The sequence below is a fragment of the Bradyrhizobium sp. B025 genome (assembly GCF_042257955.1).
Lineage (GTDB): Bacteria > Pseudomonadota > Alphaproteobacteria > Rhizobiales > Xanthobacteraceae > Bradyrhizobium > Bradyrhizobium diazoefficiens.
In genome coordinates, this window is the sequence record NZ_CP170150.1 from 7954718 (window position 1) to 7972990 (window position 18273).

Here is an 18273-nt window from a genome sequence, read left to right on the forward strand (position 1 = left end):
CGCCCTCCCCCCACAAGGGGCGAAGGGAGGCGAACAACCTAAGCCACCGCGCGCCGGCCGATGATCGCGAAACGGAGCTTGCCCGAGATGAAATCGATCGCGGCGACCGCGACCAAGATCATCAGGATCAGGAACGACACCTTCTGCCATTCCAGCACACGGATCTGCTCGGCGAGCTGGAGGCCGATGCCGCCGGCGCCGACGATGCCGATGATGGTGGCCGAGCGGGTGTTGGACTCGATGAAATAGAGCACCTGGCCGGCGATCACGGGCAGGACCTGCGGCAACAGGCCGAAGCGGATCTCGTGCAGTGCGCTGCCGCCGGAGGCGCGGATGCCCTCGACCTGCTTCTGGTCGGCGCCCTCGATCGCCTCCGAGAACAACTTGCCGAAGGCGCCGAAATCGGACACGGCGATGGCGAGCACGCCGGCGAAGGGGCCCAGGCCGACGACATTGATCCAAACAAGCGCCCAGATCAGCGTATCGACGCCGCGGATCGAGTCGAGGAAACGGCGGATCGGGAAGCGCAGGATGTTTGACGGCACCACGTTGCGGGCGGCGAGCAGGCTGACTGGCAGCGCGAACAATGCGGCGAGCGTCGTGCCGAGTAGGGCGATCGACAGCGTCTCGCCGAGCGCCTTCAGATAGATCGGCAGCGAGGAGCCGGGATCGGGGGGGATCATCATCAGGCTGATCCAGCCGAGCTGGCTGAGGCCTGCGACGAAGCGCGACGGCGAGAAGTCGAGATCGACGAGGCCGTACACCAGGACCGCGAACGCCGCGACGATCATCGCCGGCATTGCGAGCCGCGCCGAGGCAGGCCGGTCGAACACGTCAGGGTAGCGCGCGCGAAGCTCTCGCGTGTCAACCTCTTGCGGCCGCGTCACGTCCGCGCCTCCTTGCCGAACAGGCGGCCGCGCAGCCAGCCGGTGGTGATGTCTATGATGAAGACCGTAATGATGATGGTGAGCAGGATGGCGCTGACGTCCGAATAATAGAATTTGCGGATGGCGACGACGAGCTCCTGGCCGATGCCGCCGGCACCGACAAAGCCCATCACCGAGGCTTCGCGGACGTTGATCTCGAAGCGCAACAGCGCGTAGCTGGCATAGCCCGCGGTCACCTGCGGCACGACGGCAAAGCGCATGCAGGAGAGCCAGCTCGCGCCGGTGGAGCGGATGCCCTCGACCGGCTTCATGTCGGCATTCTCGACGATCTCCGAGAACAATTTTCCGAGCGCGCCGGTGGAATGGATCGCGATCGCGAGCACGCCAGCCATCGGCCCGAGCCCGAAGGCGATCACGAAGATCAGCGCGAAGACGATGCCCGGGACGGTGCGTGCAAATTCGAGCAGACGCCGCACCGTAAAGCGCAGCCAGGGCGCGGGCGAGGTGTTTTCCGCCGCGAAGAAGTTCAGGACAAAGGCGAGGGTCGCACCGGTCAGCGTGCCGACATAGCTGATCAGCAGCGTCTCACCGAGCATCTTCAACCATTTGCGCCAGCCCCAAAGCCACTCGCCGACATCGGTCCAGACCCGCTGGCCGTTGTCGAGCGTGAGGATGCGATCGAAATAGCTGACGAAGTTGCCGAAATAGGTGAAGAAGGTGCGCAGGTTCACTTCGGCGCCGATCGCGGCGAGAAGCAGCGCGGCGGCGAACACCACAACCCCGAGCAAGAGACGGAGCCGTCTGCGCGCGACCGCCTGATTGTAAGCGGTGTTCAGCGCAGCCAGTTGCTGCTCGGGCAGGATCGAAACCGCGAGGGTCATCTGTTCAGGAAAGGTGGCCGATCAAAGAGAAAGAGCCGGGTCCATCGACCCGGCTCGAGTAGCTCGTCCCGAAACTCAGGACGCCTTCTTCTTACGCAGTGCATCGACGAACTTGATCAGCTCGATCGTGCCATCCCAATCCTTGGTGGTGGCGGGATGAAAACCCTTCTTCTGGCCGTCCTGGAGGCGATCGAAGGCCGCCTTGTCCTTGGCCGGCGCGTCGAAGAACGCCTTCGCGATCGCCGCCTTCGCCTCTTCCGGCAGGTCGGAGTTGTAGGCATAGGGGCCGTTGATGATCGGCGCCGACTTGTGGATGATGCGGAAATCGTCCTTCTTCATCGGCGAGCCGTCGGCATTCTTCAGCATGCCCTTGGTCAGCATCTGCGCCAGCGTCGAATCGTCGTCGCTGGTCCACTGGTTGGCCGCGACATCGACCGTGCCCTGCGCCAGCGCCAGGATCGCGTTCTCATGGCTGCCGGTGAAGACGACCTTGCTGAAATAGGTGTCGGCGTCCGCGATGCCCATCTTGTCGAGCTCGAAGCGTGGCACGTTGTTGCCGGACGTCGAGTTCGGGTCGACGAGGCCGAGATTCTTGCCCTTGAGCTGGTCGATGCTCTTGTAGGGGCTGCTCGCCTTGACGAAGAACACCGAATAGTAGCCGGTCGAGCCGTCGGCGTTGATATCGTTGGCAAAGGCGTCGGTCTTGACGCCGGTCAGGCGGGCGCGGGCGAACGAGGCCGAGCCGTAGCTGGCGATATGGATGTTGCCGGCGCGCTGGCCTTCGATGACGGCGGCGTAGTCATTGGCGATGCGCAGCGTGACCTTCACGCCCAATTCCTTGGAGAGATAGCTCATGAACGGCGCCCAGCGCTCGGTCACGCCCGAGGCGTTTTCCGCCGGAATGACCGCGAAGGTCAGCTCGGGATATTTGGCTTTCCAGTCGTCGGCGGAGGCCGAAGTCGTGAATGCGAGCGCGGCGGCGCCGGCAAGAACTAATCTGCGAGTGATCATGATACCCTCTTCATCGGTTGGGGTCGGTTGACGCAAAAACTGGCAACGACAGAAGCGATGCGGCTCAGGCGGCGGCCGCCGTTCCAAGCGCCGGAATGCCCTCGGGCGCCGGCACGGGCGAGCCGCCCATGACGTCGGTGGCTTCGAGATCGTAGAGCTCGCGCGCGACGTGATCGGTCAGCGCAGACGGTGCGCCGTCGAACACGACACGGCCCTGCGCCATGCCGATCAGGCGGTCGCAATAGCTGCGCGCCAAGTCGAGCGAATGCAGGTTGCAGAGCACGGTGATGCCGAAATGCTCGTTGATGCGCAGCAGCGCATCCATCACGATCTTGGTGTTGCGCGGGTCGAGCGAAGCGATCGGCTCGTCGGCGAGAATGATGTCGGGCTGCTGCACCAGCGCGCGGGCGATCGCGACGCGCTGCTGCTGGCCGCCGGAGAGCTGGTCGGCGCGCTGCGCGGCGAGCGCGGCGATATCGAACTGTTCGAGCGCGGACATCGCCAGCGCCTTGTCGTGTTCGGGCCAGGTCTGCGACAGCGAGCGCCAGGCCGGCATCGTCGCGAGGCGCCCCATCAGGACGTTGGTGAGAACATCGAGCCGGCCGACGAGGTTGAACTGCTGGAAGATCATCGCCGAGCGCGCCCGCCACTGCCGCAGCTCCTTGCCGCGCAGCGCTGTGACGTCGGTGCCGTCGAACAGGATGCGGCCCTGCGTCGGCGTCACCAGGCGGTTGATGGTCCGCAGCAGCGTGGACTTGCCGGCGCCGGATCGTCCGATCACGCCGACGAATCCGCCGGGGGAAATTTGAAACGAAGCGTCGTCCACCGCGGCTTTTGCGCCAAAGCGGCACGTCAGACCTTCAACCACCAGCATGCAGGGCTCCAGAGTAGCTGGGACCCACCGCTAACGCCGACGCTTGACACTTGTGTGACATGCACGTTGCGGTGCGGCGATCCAACACACCTCATCCCCTGTCATCGCTGCGTCATGACATTGTCATCGAGCCGCTCGAAGAGGAACGCCCGCCCTCACGCTTCGGATACGACATGGCCGGCAAAGCCCTTTCAGTCCAACCGACCATCGATCCCTCGGCCAAGCTGCACGAGACCCGGCTCGGCGCCTATACCGAGGTCGGCGCGCGCACGATCCTGCATGAAGTGGCGATGGGCGATTACTCCTATGTCGTGAACGATTCGCAGATCACCTACACCACGATCGGGAAATTCTGCTCAATCGGGGCGATGACGCGTATCAACCCCGGCAATCATCCGATGCATCGCGCGACGCAGGCGCACTTCACCTATCGTTCCAGCGCCTACTTCTCCGGCGAGAGCGACGACACGGAGTTCTTCGACTGGCGGCGCCAGCATCACGTCCATATCGGCCACGACGTCTGGATCGGCCATGGCGCGATCGTGCTGCCCGGCCGCAACATCGGCACCGGCGCGGTGATCGCGGCCGGCGCCATCGTCACCAAGGACGTGCCCGCCTACACCATCGTCGCCGGCAATCCCGCGCGAATCGTGCGGCGGCGCTTCTCGGAAGAGATCGCCGGGCGGCTTGCGCGGCTCGCCTGGTGGGACTGGGATCACGACAAATTGCGTGAAGCCCTGCCCGATTTCCGCAGGCTCGGGATTGAAGATTTTCTCTCCACGTATGAAGCACGGGCACACTCCCCTGCCAGCAAACGAAGCGCGGTCGCGTGACAGACATTTTCCTTGAGGGCGGCCGGGCCCTGATCGGCACCGAGTTGGTCGAGACGTCACTCAGCGTGGCCGGAACGGACATCGCACGGGTCGATGCCGCCCGTGGCCGGGCTCGGCTCGCGATCGATGCGCGCAATCTGCTGGTGTTGCCGGGAATCGTCGATCTGCATGGCGATGCCTTCGAGCGGCAGATGATGCCGCGCGCCGGCGTGGACTTCCCGATCGACGTCGCGCTCGCGGACAGCGACCGCCAGGCGATCAGCAACGGCATCACCACGGTGTTTCACGCCACGACCTGCTCGTGGGAACCGGGCCTGCGCAGCGCCGACAATGCGCGCGGCCTGATGGAGGCGATCGAGCGGCAGCGTCCGCAATTCGCTGCCGACACCCGCTTCCATCTGCGGCACGAGACCTACAATCTCGATGCCGAGGCCGAGATCAGCCAGTGGCTCGCCGAGGGCCGCGTCGACCTGTTCGCCTTCAACGACCACATGGACGGCACCGTCGCCGACATGGCCAAGCCGCGCAAGCGCAACCGCATGGTGGAGCGCACAGGCTTGTCTAGCGAGGATTTTGACGGTCTGGTCGACCGCGTGATCTCGCGCGCCGCCGACGTGCCGGCCTCCGTGTCGCGGCTCGCTGCTTCTGCCCGCGCGGCAGACGTGCGGATGCTCTCGCATGACGATGCGACACCCGCGATGCGCCGGGAGTTTCGCGAGCTCGGCGCTGACATCGCCGAGTTTCCGATCAACGAGGAGACGGCGCGGGCGGCAGCGAGCCACGGCGATGCCATCGTCTACGGCGCGCCGAACGTCGTGCGCGGCGGCAGCCACACCGGCTGGACCCGGGCATCCGACATGATCGCAAAGGGGCTCTGCTCGGTGCTGGCGTCGGACTATTACTATCCCGCGCAACTGCTCGCCGCGTTCCGCCTCGCCGCCGATGGCGTGTTGCCGCTGACGGAGGCCTGGAGCCTGGTCTCCGCGGAGCCTGCGCGCGCGACCGGCCTTGCCGACCGCGGCATCCTCGCCGAAGGACGCCGCGCCGACATCCTCCTCGTCGACGACACCGTGCCGCTGCGGCCGCGGCTCGTCGCGGTGATATCGGGCGGAAAGCTCGTGCATCTCACCGATGCGACGCGACTGCTCAGCGCGGCGGCGGCGCCGCGCGAGGCTGTCGTCGCGGCATAAATTGGCTATGCTGAGGCGATGACAGGTTTTCCCCGCTACGCGATCTATTTTGCCGCCGGCGCCGACAGCGCGCTGACCCGCTTCGGCGCCAAGCTGCTCGGCTACGATGCCTACACCGGCGACGAGGTGCCGTTTCCGCCCGAGGCGCTGCACGTTGCACCGGACTGGCGTGACGTCTCCGCCGATCCCCGCAAATACGGCTTCCATGCCACGCTGAAGGCGCCGATGGCGCTGACGCCCGGCAGCACCGAGGCGGAGCTTATGGCAGCCTGCGCGACATTCGCCGAAACGGCGCGGCCGATCCCGGCCATCCGCCCGATCGTCGACACCATCAGCGGCTTCATCGCCGTCATCCCGGCCGAGCCGGTCGATGCGCTCCAGCAGCTCGCCGCCGATTGCGCGCGCGAGTTCGATTCCTTCCGCGCCGCTCTCACCGCGGAAGACCGCGCACGCCGGAAGCCCGCCAAACTCACCGAGCGGCAGCGCGATTATCTCGACCGCTGGGGTTACCCCTACGTGATGGAAGAATTTCGCTTCCACATGACCCTGACTGGGCGGCTGGATGCAGAGCGCCGCGGACCGATCCTGGAGATGTTGCGGACGCGGTTCGCGTCGCTTCGTCTCGACACGCTGGCGATCGACCGCCTCGCCCTGTTCAGGCAGGACGAGACCAAGGCGCGCTTCCGCATCATCGGCGAGTGGGCTTTGGCGCGGTAGACCTCAGCGCCAGCTCGCAAGATTGAAGGCGAGCGCCACCGCGCCGACCAGAACGAGGCTGGTCGCCCAGACTGCATCCAGATTGAACCAGCTGCGCGAGACGAACCTCAATCCCAGATAGCGGTAGACCAGCCACGCCAGACATCCGCCGGCGCTGACCATGGCGGCAACGTGCACCAGGGACACCAGCACCGCCATCCCGAGACTTGCCTTCATCAGCGCGCCCGCCGCCTCATGGCCGGCATCGAGCTCGAGGGCCTGGCAGAGCCCGAGATAGATCGGCACGAGCATCAAGGCCGCGCCGTGGGCAATGGCAACGGCGAATGACCAGAGCGCCAATTGCGTTGGCGGAATTCGTGCCAGCGCGCGGGGATGGCGCCGCTCGATCAGCCGATAGACACCGAAGCCGATGACGAGAAGGCTCGCACTGATCTGGATCGAACGCTGCCACTCGGCCAGCACGAGCAGGAACGCGAATGGCAGCAGCACGAGAAATGTTGCCAGGAGATGTCCGGCCGCCAGGGCCCACAACGCGCGGAACAGCGCGCGTGGACTCTTGTCCATGAGCCCGGCCGAAACAGCGAGCGGCCATCCCATTCCCGGGTTGACCCCGTGGTAGAGACCGCTCGCAACAAGAGCGAGCCAAAGCCAGCCAAGCGCCGGGCTCGCGTGCGCCCCATCTAGACCGACGGGTAGCAAAAGGAATCCGTCGAACAATCGCCGCCCTCGAGCCTGATCTGGTGCGCACGATATCCGTCGGGGAAGCTCACGAAATAGTCCTTGTCGAGCTCGAGGCCGCCGTTGCCGCCGACATTGGCCATGACTTCCACGCCCGGAACCCCGTCGGGATAGAACTGATCGTCCCAGGTGGAATAGAGCGAATTGGTCCAGTACACGCGCCTGCCGTCGCGGCTGATCTCGACCATCTGCGGACCGGCGGCAAATGCCTTGCCGTTCGGATGGGGGGTGCGGCGCGCGATGCCGCCGATGTGGACCGAGCCCGCAAGCTTCGGCTTTCGCGGATCACTCACATCGTACTGGCGCATTTCACCCGTGCCCCAGCACGAGACATAGAGGAACCGGTCATCCATCGACAGGTCTATGTCGGTCACCAGCGGCGGCACGGCGCCAAATCCCTGCAGCAGCGGCGGGAGCTTCTCCTTTGGCGCGGGTTCGGGAGGGATCGTCGCCGTCTTCTCGGCATGGAATTTTCCGCCTTCGCGCCACCAGGTCCAGATCGATGCTTCGAGGTTGGTGGTGTCGACCACAACGCCAGCGAAGCCGTATTCGCGAACCGGATCGTGCGCGGGCCGCACCTCCAGCGCCATCTGATGATTGGCGCCGAGGTCGATGGTCTGGACGTTGCGACGGGCGCGAAGGTCCCAGAAGTGGAGACGATGGCCATATTTGTTCGACAGCAGATCTTCCGGAACGATCCCGTTCTCGAACTGCGGCGGCAATGCCCATTCGCTCGTCACCATGTAGTCGCGCGGCAGATTCCACCAGAAGTCATAATGCAGCGTCTGCGGGCCACGGTCGATCTCCCATCGTCCAAGGACCTCGAACGTCTCGCAATCCATGATGAAGACGCCCGGAGGTCCGTTGGTGCCGTCCTTGCCGCCGCCGCCCAGCGTGCTGACATAGATGCCGTCCGGCCCGCAATGGATGGTGTGCGGGCGCGAGTAGCCGGTCTTCTTGAAGACTTCCTCCGGTTCGATGATCTTGTGGATCTTGGCTTTGGTCGGATCGGGCTTGGTATCGATGATGTAGATCCGCGACGAGCGCAGCCCGGGGATGATGAGATAGCGCCGCTCGATGAAGGCGTGTCCGGCGAGCGGCGACAAGGCGGAAGAGCAGGCATTCCAGCCGAAGTGATGAAACTCGTCGCCTTTGTTGGGCATCGTCACGGTGTGGACGATCTGGCCATAGGTCGGCGATCCCGGCTTGACGTCGATGACCGCAAGAGCATCCGGCTTTGAGAAATCCGGACTGAGCAGCAACGTATAGGCAAAGTTCTCCGCAGGTGCTTCCATCGCAAGCTTGGGCGATGCGTGAAAGGTGGGATCCGGCCTCATCGTCATGGCACTGCCTCCCTGTTCTGTCGGTTCGCGCCAACCTGGCTCGGGACAGCGGCATAATGAAGAACTGGTGCGCGATGTCTTGAGCTGCTCCGCGGGCTTCGTTGGCGAGCCTACAATATGTCATCGCCGGGCTGCGGGAAACGGCCCGAGCCGCGCCAATTCGACGCCTTCCGCCAAATGGAAGCCGGCGGGATCAGGCCAGGGCCCCTCACACTCGGTGTCGTCCCGGCGAAGGCCGGGACCCATACCCCCAGGGAGCGGTTTGGCGAAGGCTAGTAGTAAAAGTCTTCCTGCGGTACCAACACCTGCGTTCACCGATAGATCACGCGGTATGGGTCCCGGCCTTCGCCGGGACGACGACTGGGGAATTGGCCGCTACTTCCCCCACCGCAGCGCCAGGGCATCCCGCTCCTTCGCCAGCTCCAGCAGCCCCGCGCGCGTCGCGGGATGCAGCGGCTGGAGCGGATGGCGCACGGCGTCCGATTTGATCACGCCGCCGGCCTGCATCATGGCCTTGCAGGCGATCAGGCCGCATTGGCGGTTCTCGTAGTTGATCAGCGGCAGCCAGCGCTCATAGGCGGCTTTCGCTTCCTCGCGCTTGCCGGCGAAATAGGGATCGATGATCTGACGGATGCCGTCGGGATAGCCGCCGCCGGTCATGGCGCCGGTGGCGCCGGCGTCGAGATCGGCGAGCAGCGTGATCGCCTCCTCGCCGTCCCACGGGCCCTCGATATCCTTGCCGCCCGCCTCGATCAGGCTGCGGAGCTTTGCCGCGGCGCCCGGCACCTCGATCTTGAAATAGCGGATGTTGGCGAAGTCGCGCGACAGCCGGGCGAGCAGCTCGACCGACAGCGGCGTGCCGGCCACCGGCGCGTCCTGGATCATGATCGGAATATTGATCGCGCCGGAGAGCACCTTGAAGAATTCGACGATGCCCTTCTCCGGCACGCGAAACGTCGCGCCGTGATAGGGCGGCATGACCATCACCATGGCGGCACCGGCCGCTTCGGCCTGCTTGCTGCGCGCCGCACAGACGGCCGAGCTGAAATGGGTCGTGGTGACGATGACGGGAACCCGTCCCGCGACATGCTCCAGCACCGCATGCATCACGGTTTCGCGCTCGGCGTCGGTGAGCACGAACTGCTCGGAGAAATTGGCGAGGATGCAGAGGCCATTCGAGCCTGCATCGATCATGAAATCGATGCAGCGGCGCTGGCCCTCAAGGTCGAGCTCGCCGCGCTCGTCGAAGATGGTGGGCGCGACCGGGAACACGCCGCGATAGGGGCGCTGGGCCTTGTGGTAGGGCGTAACCGGCATCGAACTCTCCATCCCTGATATTCCTGCACATCTAACGCCGCACTCGCGCGGCACGACAGATGTACTCGGGGCGCGGATCGGCGGCAATGCCGATCCGCGTTCCGTTGGAACAGGGATGTGAAAGTTAAGCGGTCTTCACCGCGCCGAGGAAACCTTCGACCGCGACGCGGAGGCGATCGGCGTCTGCCGACATCTTCTTCACGGATTCCGACAGCACCGTGCCGGCGTTGCCGGTTTCCTGATTGAGCTTGGCGACGCTGCCGATGGTGTCGGTCACCTCACGGGTGCCTTGCGCGGCCTGCTGGAAGTTGCGCGAGATCTCGGTGGTGGCCGCCCGCTGCTGTTCGACGGCGGCCGCAATCGCGGTCATCTTCTCGTCGATGCCGCTGATGGCGCCGCCGATGGAACGGATGGCGGTTACCGCCTGACCGGTCGCGCCCTGGATCTCCTCGACCTGGCGGGAGATCTCTTCGGTGGCCGTCGCGGTCTGCGCGGCGAGACTCTTGACCTCGCCGGCGACCACGGCAAAGCCGCGGCCGGCCTCGCCCGCGCGTGCGGCCTCGATGGTGGCGTTCAGCGCAAGCAAATTGGTCTGGCCGGCAATGGCGTTGATCATCTTCACGACCTCGCCGATGCGGCTTGCGGTCTGGTCGAGGATTTCGACCGTGGCGTTGGTCCGCTCGGCCTGCGACACGGCTTCGCGGGCCTCGCGCGCGCTCGACTGCACCTGCGCCGAAATCTCGCCGACGGAGGCCGAGAGCTCCTCGGTCGCGGCGGCGATGGTCTCGAGATTGTTGGTGGCCTGCTCGGCAGAGGAGGCGACCGCCGCGGTCTGGCTGCTGGATTCCGAGACCAGCGTACGCACATCGGTCGCCGTCGCATCGAGCTCCCGCGCCGACGCGGCAACGCTGTGAATGACGGCCTGCACGGTGTCGTCGAAGCTGCGGCAGGCGGCATCGACGGTGCCGGAGCGGGCAAGCTGGAGCGCCTGCTGCGATTCACGTTCCTGACCGAGACGCTCCGCGGTCGCGGCGCTCTCGCGCAGGCTCTCGAGCGCAGCCGCCATGGTGCCGAACTCGTCGGGATACCGGGATTGCGGAACCGGTGTCGCATAATCTCGAGCGCCGATGCGGGCGATGGCATCCAGAATGGCGCGCACCGGACGCATGAGGCGCGTGCGCACCACATAGACGCCGGCCAAGGTCACCGCGAGCGCCACAAGGAAGGCGAGCGACTGCACGACGAGATTGGTGAGGGCCCTGGCCTGAACGGCCTCGGCGCGCGCGATCGACTGGTCCAGCGCCTTGTTCGCGACCGCGACGATCGACGCGAACGGCGACTGGCACAGCGCATTCCATTCCGAGGCGGGCATCGCGGGCTTGCCGCTGCCGTCAAAATTCCTGGTGAGCTCTCCGATCTGCTTCAGGACGCCATCGGTCTTGGCCTTCGCGTCCGACGCTGCCGTAACCAGCTCCGCCGTCACCTCGGGCGCAGCCAGCAACTCGGCCATCCCCGCCCAGCCAGAGGCGATCGTGCCATCCCATTGCGCCACCGACCGCTTCTGAACGTCGTCGAGCGGCTTGCTGCTGTTGACGTTCGAGCGAAGCGACGAACAATGGACCCCATAACGGTCGCGCACCTGCCAGGCAAAGCGGCGAACCTGAATCATGCGGGCGATGTAGGGATCGTTCATCCAGGCGCGGTTTGACACCGCGGTGGAGGCGAGGTTCGCGGTGTCGATGACCTTGGTGACGGCATCGTACCAGACATTGGTACGTTCCATCTTGCGCTCGGCCCGCGGACGCTTGGCTTCGTCGTAGAACAACTCGAACTGCGGCGCGGCTTCGTTCCAGCGCTGCTTCAGCGTATTCGCGAGCTCGTCGCGCCGGTCGAATTCGATCGTGGAGAGCGCCGAAGCGATGGATTCATAGCCGGCCTGCTCGGCCTTCTCCGCGGCTCCCAACTTGGCGCGCGGCTCGTCCTCGCCGAGCAGTGCGCTCTGGGCGTCGCCGCGATTGTTGCGCAGCGACAGCACGCCGTGGAAGATGGTCTTGTCGGCGGCGGCAAGCCGCGCGGTTTCGAGACTGTCGCTGTAACGGCCGAAGGCCCCGACCATCTGGATCGCCGTGCTGGCCAGCGCGCCGGCCGCAAGCAGGGCCATCAAGGTCAGAAGAAGCGAGCTTACCGATTTCTTAAACATTGCCATGAGGTCAAGGGGCCTACTCTTCAACGAGTGGCCACCTTGCATCGCAACCTGCCAATGTTTCGTTAAGGTTTTAGTCGATTTGAGCCGGCTCCGCCTGCACCCATTCGGGCGACCCGCCGCTCCTTACGCGACTTTCGTGAAATCGGCCGCCCGGCGCTCGGCAAACGCCGTGAACGCCTCACGCGCCTCCGCGGTGCGCAGGCGCTGCGCGAACTGCTCGCCCTCCGCCTGCATCTGCGCGACCAGCGCCTCGCCGTTACGCATCAGCTTCTTGGTGGCGGTGAGCGCGCCGGCCGGCTGGCGGGCGAGACGCTGCGCCAGCGCGAGGGTCTCGGCGTCGAGCTTGTCGAGCGGCACAACGCGGTTGGCGAGTCCCCATTCGAGCGCAGCCTTCGCCGGCACCGTCTCACCCAGCGCAAACATCTCGTAGGCGCGGGCATAGCCGATGCGTGCCGGCATCAGCAGGCTGGAGGCGGCTTCCGGCACCAGCGCGAGGCTGACGAAGGGCGTGGACAATTGCGCGTTGTCGGCGAGCACGACGAGATCGCAATGCAGCAGCATCGTGGTGCCGACGCCGACGGCGCGGCCCTGCACGGCCGCAACCAGCGGCCGCGTGCAGCGCGCCAGCGACTGGATGAAGCGTATGACGTTGCGGCTGCCTTCCGACTTTCCGCTCGCAACGGCCGCGAACTCTCCGACATCGTTGCCGGCGGTGAACATGTCGCCCTCGCCGCGGATCAGGATCACGCGGGCGGACGGATCGAATTCGGCGGACTCGATTGCATCGGCCAGCTTGCCGTACATCGCATCGGTCAGCGCGTTCTTCTTGTCGGGGCGCGCCAGCGTAAGCGTGAGAATTCCACCGTTGTTCTCGATCCGGACGTGCTCGGTCATTGGGCTCTCCTCCTATTCCTCTGGATTTCTTGCAGGGTCTCTTGCAGGGTCTCTTGGAAACTTGTCCTGAATGCTCGTCAGCCAGCGCGCGACGATGTCGATCTCGGCGCTGGTAAATCCGTCCGTCAGCGCCGCGTTGATCTCCGCGGCCGAGGTTTTCGCCTGCGCCAGCACGGTACGCCCCTTCGGCGTCAGCCACACGCGCCAGGCGCGCCCGTCCTCGCGATCGGCCCGCCGCTCGATCAGCCTTGCGGCTGCGGTGCGGTCGACGAGGCCGGAAATACCGGCCGGCCCCATATCCAGCGCCGCGCCCGCCTCTCCCATCAGGACGCCGTCCTGCCTGCCGAGGATGAACAACAGCCCCGCCTGCGCCGGCGTCACCTCGCTCTCGGGCTGCGCGGCCATCCAGCGCTGCAATCGGCGTTGTGCGACGTTGAGCAGGTAGATCAGCCGGTGATGCCTCGCTGCGGCGTCTTTATTTCGCATGCGAAATAGATAGCCGAGGCCGACCGGATTGTCAAAGGGGCGGCTGCCGGGACTAGGCAGCGCGACAGCCGTCCAGAAACAGCGCCGCGCAGGTCTTGACGCGCCGCTCGATGTCCTTGCGCGACGGCAGCGCCAACCCGCCATAGATCGCCGCACGCTGCGGCGCCGACGCGACCATGCCGATCAGCATCCCGGCGGCCTCCTCGACGTCATCGAGCGCGATGCGCTTCTTCTTCACCTGGGCACGCAGCCAGCCGGCCAGCGCCGTGACGGTGCGGGAGATGCCGTTCTTGTAGAAATGGGCTGCAAGCTCCGGGAATGCGGCCGATTCCTGCAGCACCATGCGCTGCAACGCCACGACTTCCGGATCGAGCGCAAGATCCGCGCAGGCCAGCAGCGCGGCGCGCAGGCCCTTTTCGATGTCGACCTCGTCGGTGGCCTGGAGATCGACCGCGGAGAGTAGCCGCTCGAGCCTGTCGGCGCACATCGCCTCGAACAGCGCGGCCTTGCCGGGAAACAGACGATAGAGCGTCTTGGTGGAGATGCCGGCGCGGCGCGCCAGCTCCTCGGTGCTGGTCGCCGCATAGCCGTCACCGGCAAAGGCCTGCCGCGCGGCGTCGAGAACGATTCCCTTCGTCTCCGCGTCGCTGCGCAGTTGCGGCCGCCCGCGGGGGCGGCATTCGTTTTCCGATTTTGCCTGAGCCATGTCTTTAAATGATGCCTGTCATTCCATTGACAATTCCAAAGCTAGTCGCATTTTGGAAATTATCAAGTTTCCTAATTCAGGGGAGCCGGCCATGACCGTCCACACCACCCCGACTGCTGCCGCCCAGACCGCCCTTCCAACGACCGCCCTGGAGGGCGTCCTGCCCGCCGCGCCGGTCCAGGCAAGCCGGAAAAAGCTCAATTTTCGCAAGCTGTTGCTGATTGGAGCCGCAGCCGTCGCGCTGGCCAGCGCCAGCTGGTACGGCTACGACTACTGGACCGTCGGCCAGTACCTCGTCTCCACCGATGACGCCTATGTGAAGGCCGACAACACCACGATCGCGCCGAAGGTCAGCGGCTATCTCAACCGGGTCCTGGTCGCCGATAACGAGCATGTGAAGGCCGGTCAGGTGCTGGCCCGGATCGACGACCGCGACTTCCGCGTCGCGCTCGACCAGGCCAGGGCCGATGTGCAGGCGGCGAACGCGACGATCGCCAGCAAGGAAGCGCAGCTCGAGGTTCAGCAGGCGGTGATCAAGGCCGCGCGCGCCACGCTCGACGTCGACCAGGCCGCCCTCACCTTCGCCGCTCAGGACAACAAGCGCTACACCGATCTCGCCGCGACCGGCTCCGGCAGCGTGCAGAATGCGCAGCAGGCGCAATCGCGCATCGCCTCGGCGCAGGCGACGCTCGAACGCGACACCGCCAACCTCGCCTCCGCTCTCAAGCAGGTCGACCTGCTCAAGGCCGAGATCGTGCAGGCCAAGGCGGCGGCCGCGCGCGCGGAAGCCGTGCAGCACCAGGCCGAGCTGAACCTCGGCTACACCACCGTGATCTCGCCGATCGACGGCGTCGTCGGCAACCGCTCCTTGCGCGTCGGCCAGTTCGTGCAGGCGGGAACGCAGCTGATGTCGATCGTGCCGACTGATGGCGCCTATGTCGTCGCCAATTTCAAGGAGACGCAGCTCACCCACGTGCAGGCGGGACAGGCCGTCGACATCGAGGTAGACATGTTCCCGGGCCAGATCGTGCACGGCCGCGTCGATTCCATCGCACCCGCCAGCGGCCAGGAATTCGCGCTGCTGCCGCCCGACAACGCCACCGGCAATTTCACCAAGGTGGTGCAGCGCATCCCGGTCAGGATCGCGCTCGACGCCGCGCATGGACCTGCGATTGCGCTCCGGCCCGGCATGTCCGTGATCCCGACCATTGCAACACGTTCGACCGCGCCGGCCGCGAATGCGGCCGCCGCGCCCAAAGCGAAGCTCGTCTCCGGAGGGTCGTGCCATGTCAAACAGCCTTTCAATTTTGACGCAAGCAGCACCGGCCGCGACGCCTGATCGCGCCGTCGCCGATCCCAACCGCGCGAGCGCCGCGACCTGGATCGCCGTGCTCGCCGCCATGATCGGCTCGTTCATGGCGATCCTGAACATCCAGATCACCAACGCCTCGCTGCTCAACATCGAGGGCGGCATCGGCACCGGCGCGGACAACGGCTCCTGGATCTCGACGTCGTATCTGATCGGCGAGATCATCGTGATCCCGCTGACCGACTATTTGAGCCGCGTGTTCTCGTTCCGCCGCTACATGCTGGCGAGCGCGTCGCTGTTCGCCGCCTTCTCCGTCGCCTGCGCCTTCACGCACGATCTGCCGTCGATGATCGCGATGCGCGGCCTGCAAGGTTTTGCCGGCGGCGTGCTGATCCCGATGGCGTTCACGCTGGTGCTGACCAAGCTGCCGAAGCCGCAGCAGCCGGTGGGGCTCGCGATCTTTGCGCTGTCCGTGACCTTCGCCCCGGCGATCGGCCCGACCATCGGCGGCTATCTCACCGAAACCTACGGCTGGCGCACCATCTTCTTCGTCAACGTGATCCCGACCGCGGTAATGGTGGCGGCGCTCTATCTGACGCTGGAGAAGCAGAAGATGCAGCTCGGCCTCCTGAAGGAGGGCGACTGGGCCGGCATCTTCACCATGGCGATCGGACTGTCGGCGCTGCAAGCGGTGCTGGAGGAAGGCAACAAGGACGACTGGTTCTCCTCGCCCTTCATCGTCAAGCTCGCGGTGATCGCGGCCGTCAGCCTGACGCTGTTCATCACGATCGAGCTCACGATCGAGAAGCCGCTGATCCGGCTGCGCCTCCTCGCTCAGCGCAATTTCGGCTTCGGCACGCTCGCGATGACCATGGTCGGCTTCGCGCTGTTCGGCTCGGTCTACATCCTGCCCGCCTATCTCGGCCAGGCGCAGGGCTATAACGCCGAGCAGATCGGCAACGTGCTGGCCTGGACCGGCCTGCCGCAGCTCGTGCTGATCCCGCTGATCCCGAAGCTGATGCAGCGCTTCGACACGCGCTACATCGCGATCACCGGCCTTCTGATCTTCGCCTACAGCTGTTTCATGAACACGGCGATGTCGCCGGACTATGCCGGCGACCAGCTCTGGATCCCGAACATCGTGCGCGCCGTGGGGCAGGCGATGGTACTGACGCCGCTGACCTCGGTGCTGACGGGCGGCATCGCACCACAGGATGCGGCCGCAGCCTCCGGCATCAGCAACATGTTCCGCAACCTTGGCGGCGCTATCGGCACCGCGACGCTTGCCACCATCATCACCAAGCGCGAGCAATTCCACTCCAATATCATCGGCCAGTCGGTCACGCTCGGCCGCGAGGAGGTCCGCAGCCGCATCGCGCAGATGACGGACTACTTCATCGCGCACGGCGTGCCCGACCCCCATGCCGCGCGCGAGCAGGCCATCATCGCGCTCGGCAAGACCGTGAAGCGCCAGGCGCTGGTGATGGGCTATTCCGACACCTTTGCGGTGATCGGCGCCGTGCTGGTGCTCGCCGCGATCGCGGTCCTGCTGACGCGGCGGGTGAAGGCGGCGGGTGGGCCGGCGCATTGAGCCGTTCCGTTGACGTCCTCAGTGCTCTGCCGTCAGATGCTGCGCGATCTCGTCGATCGGATGCCTGGTGAGATCCTTGTGGACCTCGGCGATGATGCGCGCCTTGACGTCGGCATGAAGGGCTTCGCGCAGATCGGCCAGCGTTCGCGGGGGGGCTACGACAACAAGCGCCTTCACGTCGCGCTCGCGAACGAGCTGTTCCATTGCGCCTGCCACGCGCCGCGCGAAGCGATGCTGCTCGAGATGGTGCCAGTCGGCGGCCTCGACCGCGGTTCTCTGTCCCATTGGGCTATTCAAGCGGCCCGGACGATCGGTGCCCTGCTCACGCGTGGGCGGATTCTCATCCTCGTGCACTTGCTCCATCTTCAGGCTTGGATGCAACGGATTGCCGTCGTTGCGCAGGAACAGGGCCTTGCGGCCGTCGCCAACAAACACGAGCGCGTTGTGAGGGATGTTCAGCAGCCTCATATCGATGCTCCGGCGTTGCCAGCCGAACATTCAAACTCTCGTTTGCCGACGAGGTTAACTCAAATCAATGCGAGTCAGTCGCCGAAAAACGGTCCGCAATACTTACCGATGTCTGCATGCCCGAGCTCGCATCCTGGCCACTGCGGCCGCGCTTCCGAATTTGAGACAAATCAAGGACAGGCTGTAAGCACCGATGGAGGTTTGGCGCATTGAACGAGCTCTATCTCTGAAGGAGAGAGATCATGGCAAACGAAACCAAGCTCCCCGTCACCAAGAAAACCAACGAACCCGCATTTGGCGGCGAAACGTGGCGACCGTTCGAGGCGCTCCGCAAGGAAGTCGATCGGCTGTTCGAGGATTTCGGCACTGACGATCTCTGGCGCCGCCCGTTCCGTTCGCTCGCCGGCTTCGAGCGCAATTTGGCACAGAAGCTCGTGAGCACACCGGTCGTCGATGTCACCGAAAGCGACAAGGCCTATGAGATCACGGCCGAATTGCCCGGAATGGACGAGAAGGACATCGAGGTGAACGTCGCCAATGACGGGCTCACCATCAAGGGCGAGAAGAAATTCGAGAGGGAGGAGAAGCAGAAGGACTATTACGTCTCCGAGCGACGCTATGGTTCCTTTGAACGCCACTTCGGCCTCCCCAAGGATGTCGAAGCCGACAAGATCGAAGCGTCGTTCAGAAACGGCGTGCTTAAAGTGACGCTGCCGAAGACGGCGGAAGCGCAGAAGCCCGCCAAGAAGATCGAGGTCAAGGCGGCCTGACCCCCAGGCATCGGCGCGAGGCCGCCAAGGCGCAGCGGCCTCGCGGGATTTG

18 protein-coding genes are annotated in these 18273 nt (G+C 65.3%); 6 read left to right on the forward strand and 12 right to left on the reverse strand.

Features of this window, described 5'->3' with window-relative positions:
* Positions 1-38 precede the first annotated feature (38 nt).
* The 4 genes from phnE (ACE10W_RS37600) to phnC all read right to left on the reverse strand — a co-directional run bounded on the left by phnE (ACE10W_RS37600) (position 39) and on the right by phnC (position 3653).
* Positions 39-887, reverse strand: coding sequence for a phosphonate ABC transporter, permease protein PhnE (gene phnE / locus ACE10W_RS37600; RefSeq protein ID WP_011090667.1), 849 nt, complete (start codon positions 885-887; stop codon positions 39-41).
* Positions 884-1768: a phosphonate ABC transporter, permease protein PhnE gene (gene phnE / locus ACE10W_RS37605; protein ID WP_028175526.1), complete on the reverse strand. Its 885-nt coding sequence runs from the start codon at positions 1766-1768 to the stop codon at positions 884-886. Before phnE (ACE10W_RS37605) ends, phnE (ACE10W_RS37600) begins: the two co-directional genes overlap by 4 nt.
* Positions 1769-1843: 75 nt before the next feature.
* A complete protein-coding gene (phnD, locus tag ACE10W_RS37610; protein WP_161532393.1) occupies positions 1844-2779 on the reverse strand; it encodes a phosphonate ABC transporter substrate-binding protein in 936 nt (311 codons plus the stop codon).
* Between the two features lie 64 nt (positions 2780-2843).
* Positions 2844-3653, reverse strand: a complete 810-nt coding sequence (gene phnC, locus ACE10W_RS37615) for a phosphonate ABC transporter ATP-binding protein (RefSeq protein ID WP_304549001.1) — start codon at positions 3651-3653, stop codon at positions 2844-2846.
* A 173-nt stretch (positions 3654-3826) separates the two neighbouring features.
* Here phnC and ACE10W_RS37620 point away from each other — a divergent pair, with 173 nt between their 5' ends.
* From ACE10W_RS37620 to ACE10W_RS37630, 3 genes are read left to right on the forward strand one after another with little or no spacing between them, the layout of a single operon-like run.
* Complete coding sequence (locus ACE10W_RS37620) at positions 3827-4486, forward strand: DapH/DapD/GlmU-related protein (protein WP_304549003.1); 660 nt, start codon at positions 3827-3829, stop codon at positions 4484-4486.
* On the forward strand, positions 4483-5676 hold the full coding sequence (locus tag ACE10W_RS37625) for an alpha-D-ribose 1-methylphosphonate 5-triphosphate diphosphatase (RefSeq protein WP_304549005.1): 1194 nt from the start codon (positions 4483-4485) through the stop codon (positions 5674-5676). Before ACE10W_RS37620 ends, ACE10W_RS37625 begins: the two co-directional genes overlap by 4 nt.
* 18 nt (positions 5677-5694) lie before the next feature.
* Complete coding sequence (locus ACE10W_RS37630) at positions 5695-6393, forward strand: DUF1045 domain-containing protein (protein WP_304549007.1); 699 nt, start codon at positions 5695-5697, stop codon at positions 6391-6393.
* 3 nt (positions 6394-6396) lie between these two features.
* Here the strand turns inward: ACE10W_RS37630 and ACE10W_RS37635 are convergent, their stop codons facing one another.
* From ACE10W_RS37635 to ACE10W_RS37665, 7 genes are all read right to left on the reverse strand, one after another.
* A complete protein-coding gene (locus ACE10W_RS37635; RefSeq protein ID WP_246740427.1) occupies positions 6397-6990 on the reverse strand; it encodes a hypothetical protein in 594 nt (197 codons plus the stop codon).
* An 83-nt stretch (positions 6991-7073) separates the two neighbouring features.
* Entirely contained in the window at positions 7074-8474 is a 1401-nt protein-coding gene (locus tag ACE10W_RS37640) for a selenium-binding protein SBP56-related protein (protein WP_304549010.1), read from the reverse strand.
* Between the two features lie 375 nt (positions 8475-8849).
* Positions 8850-9791: a dihydrodipicolinate synthase family protein gene (locus ACE10W_RS37645; protein ID WP_304549012.1), complete on the reverse strand. Its 942-nt coding sequence runs from the start codon at positions 9789-9791 to the stop codon at positions 8850-8852.
* Between the two features lie 124 nt (positions 9792-9915).
* A complete protein-coding gene (locus ACE10W_RS37650) occupies positions 9916-11997 on the reverse strand; it encodes a methyl-accepting chemotaxis protein (RefSeq protein WP_161532398.1) in 2082 nt (693 codons plus the stop codon).
* 123 nt (positions 11998-12120) lie between these two features.
* Complete coding sequence (locus ACE10W_RS37655; protein WP_304549018.1) at positions 12121-12891, reverse strand: enoyl-CoA hydratase; 771 nt, start codon at positions 12889-12891, stop codon at positions 12121-12123.
* A 12-nt stretch (positions 12892-12903) separates the two neighbouring features.
* The gene (locus ACE10W_RS37660) at positions 12904-13377 is read right to left on the reverse strand and encodes a MarR family winged helix-turn-helix transcriptional regulator (RefSeq protein ID WP_304549020.1); all 474 of its coding nucleotides are present in this window, start codon (positions 13375-13377) and stop codon (positions 12904-12906) included.
* A gap of 52 nt (positions 13378-13429) precedes the next feature.
* Positions 13430-14083: a TetR/AcrR family transcriptional regulator gene (locus tag ACE10W_RS37665; RefSeq protein WP_304549023.1), complete on the reverse strand. Its 654-nt coding sequence runs from the start codon at positions 14081-14083 to the stop codon at positions 13430-13432.
* A gap of 91 nt (positions 14084-14174) precedes the next feature.
* On the opposite strand from ACE10W_RS37665, the gene ACE10W_RS37670 reads away from it, so the two are divergent.
* Both ACE10W_RS37670 and ACE10W_RS37675 read left to right on the forward strand, forming a co-directional pair.
* The gene (locus tag ACE10W_RS37670; RefSeq protein WP_304549025.1) at positions 14175-15422 is read left to right on the forward strand and encodes an HlyD family secretion protein; all 1248 of its coding nucleotides are present in this window, start codon (positions 14175-14177) and stop codon (positions 15420-15422) included.
* On the forward strand, positions 15370-16983 hold the full coding sequence (locus tag ACE10W_RS37675) for a DHA2 family efflux MFS transporter permease subunit (protein ID WP_304549027.1): 1614 nt from the start codon (positions 15370-15372) through the stop codon (positions 16981-16983). The genes ACE10W_RS37670 and ACE10W_RS37675 overlap by 53 nt, the downstream gene beginning before the upstream one ends.
* Before the next feature lie 18 nt (positions 16984-17001).
* On the opposite strand, the gene ACE10W_RS37680 is transcribed toward ACE10W_RS37675, so the two are convergent.
* A complete protein-coding gene (locus ACE10W_RS37680) occupies positions 17002-17481 on the reverse strand; it encodes a host attachment protein (RefSeq protein ID WP_074077605.1) in 480 nt (159 codons plus the stop codon).
* 212 nt (positions 17482-17693) lie between these two features.
* On the opposite strand from ACE10W_RS37680, the gene ACE10W_RS37685 reads away from it, so the two are divergent.
* Positions 17694-18221, forward strand: coding sequence for an Hsp20/alpha crystallin family protein (locus ACE10W_RS37685; RefSeq protein WP_304549030.1), 528 nt, complete (start codon positions 17694-17696; stop codon positions 18219-18221).
* Positions 18222-18273: the final 52 nt, after the last annotated feature.

Excerpts from the sequence above, each read along its gene's own strand:
- ACE10W_RS37650 (WP_161532398.1), bottom strand. The coding sequence starts at position 11,997 with ATGGCAATGTTTAAGAAATCGGTAAGCTCGCTTCTTCTGACCTTGATG.
- ACE10W_RS37630 (WP_304549007.1), top strand. The coding sequence starts at position 5,695 with ATGACAGGTTTTCCCCGCTACGCGATCTATTTTGCCGCCGGCGCCGAC.
- ACE10W_RS37645 (WP_304549012.1), bottom strand. The coding sequence starts at position 9,791 with ATGCCGGTTACGCCCTACCACAAGGCCCAGCGCCCCTATCGCGGCGTG.
- ACE10W_RS37665 (WP_304549023.1), bottom strand. The coding sequence starts at position 14,083 with ATGGCTCAGGCAAAATCGGAAAACGAATGCCGCCCCCGCGGGCGGCCG.
- ACE10W_RS37660 (WP_304549020.1), bottom strand. The coding sequence starts at position 13,377 with ATGCGAAATAAAGACGCCGCAGCGAGGCATCACCGGCTGATCTACCTG.
- phnD (WP_161532393.1), bottom strand. The coding sequence starts at position 2,779 with ATGATCACTCGCAGATTAGTTCTTGCCGGCGCCGCCGCGCTCGCATTC.
- ACE10W_RS37640 (WP_304549010.1), bottom strand. The coding sequence starts at position 8,474 with ATGACGATGAGGCCGGATCCCACCTTTCACGCATCGCCCAAGCTTGCG.
- ACE10W_RS37620 (WP_304549003.1), top strand. The coding sequence starts at position 3,827 with ATGGCCGGCAAAGCCCTTTCAGTCCAACCGACCATCGATCCCTCGGCC.
- ACE10W_RS37680 (WP_074077605.1), bottom strand. The coding sequence starts at position 17,481 with ATGTTCGGCTGGCAACGCCGGAGCATCGATATGAGGCTGCTGAACATC.
- phnE (WP_028175526.1), bottom strand. The coding sequence starts at position 1,768 with ATGACCCTCGCGGTTTCGATCCTGCCCGAGCAGCAACTGGCTGCGCTG.
- phnC (WP_304549001.1), bottom strand. The coding sequence starts at position 3,653 with ATGCTGGTGGTTGAAGGTCTGACGTGCCGCTTTGGCGCAAAAGCCGCG.
- ACE10W_RS37675 (WP_304549027.1), top strand. The coding sequence starts at position 15,370 with ATGTCAAACAGCCTTTCAATTTTGACGCAAGCAGCACCGGCCGCGACG.
- ACE10W_RS37685 (WP_304549030.1), top strand. The coding sequence starts at position 17,694 with ATGGCAAACGAAACCAAGCTCCCCGTCACCAAGAAAACCAACGAACCC.
- ACE10W_RS37655 (WP_304549018.1), bottom strand. The coding sequence starts at position 12,891 with ATGACCGAGCACGTCCGGATCGAGAACAACGGTGGAATTCTCACGCTT.
- ACE10W_RS37670 (WP_304549025.1), top strand. The coding sequence starts at position 14,175 with ATGACCGTCCACACCACCCCGACTGCTGCCGCCCAGACCGCCCTTCCA.
- ACE10W_RS37635 (WP_246740427.1), bottom strand. The coding sequence starts at position 6,990 with ATGGGATGGCCGCTCGCTGTTTCGGCCGGGCTCATGGACAAGAGTCCA.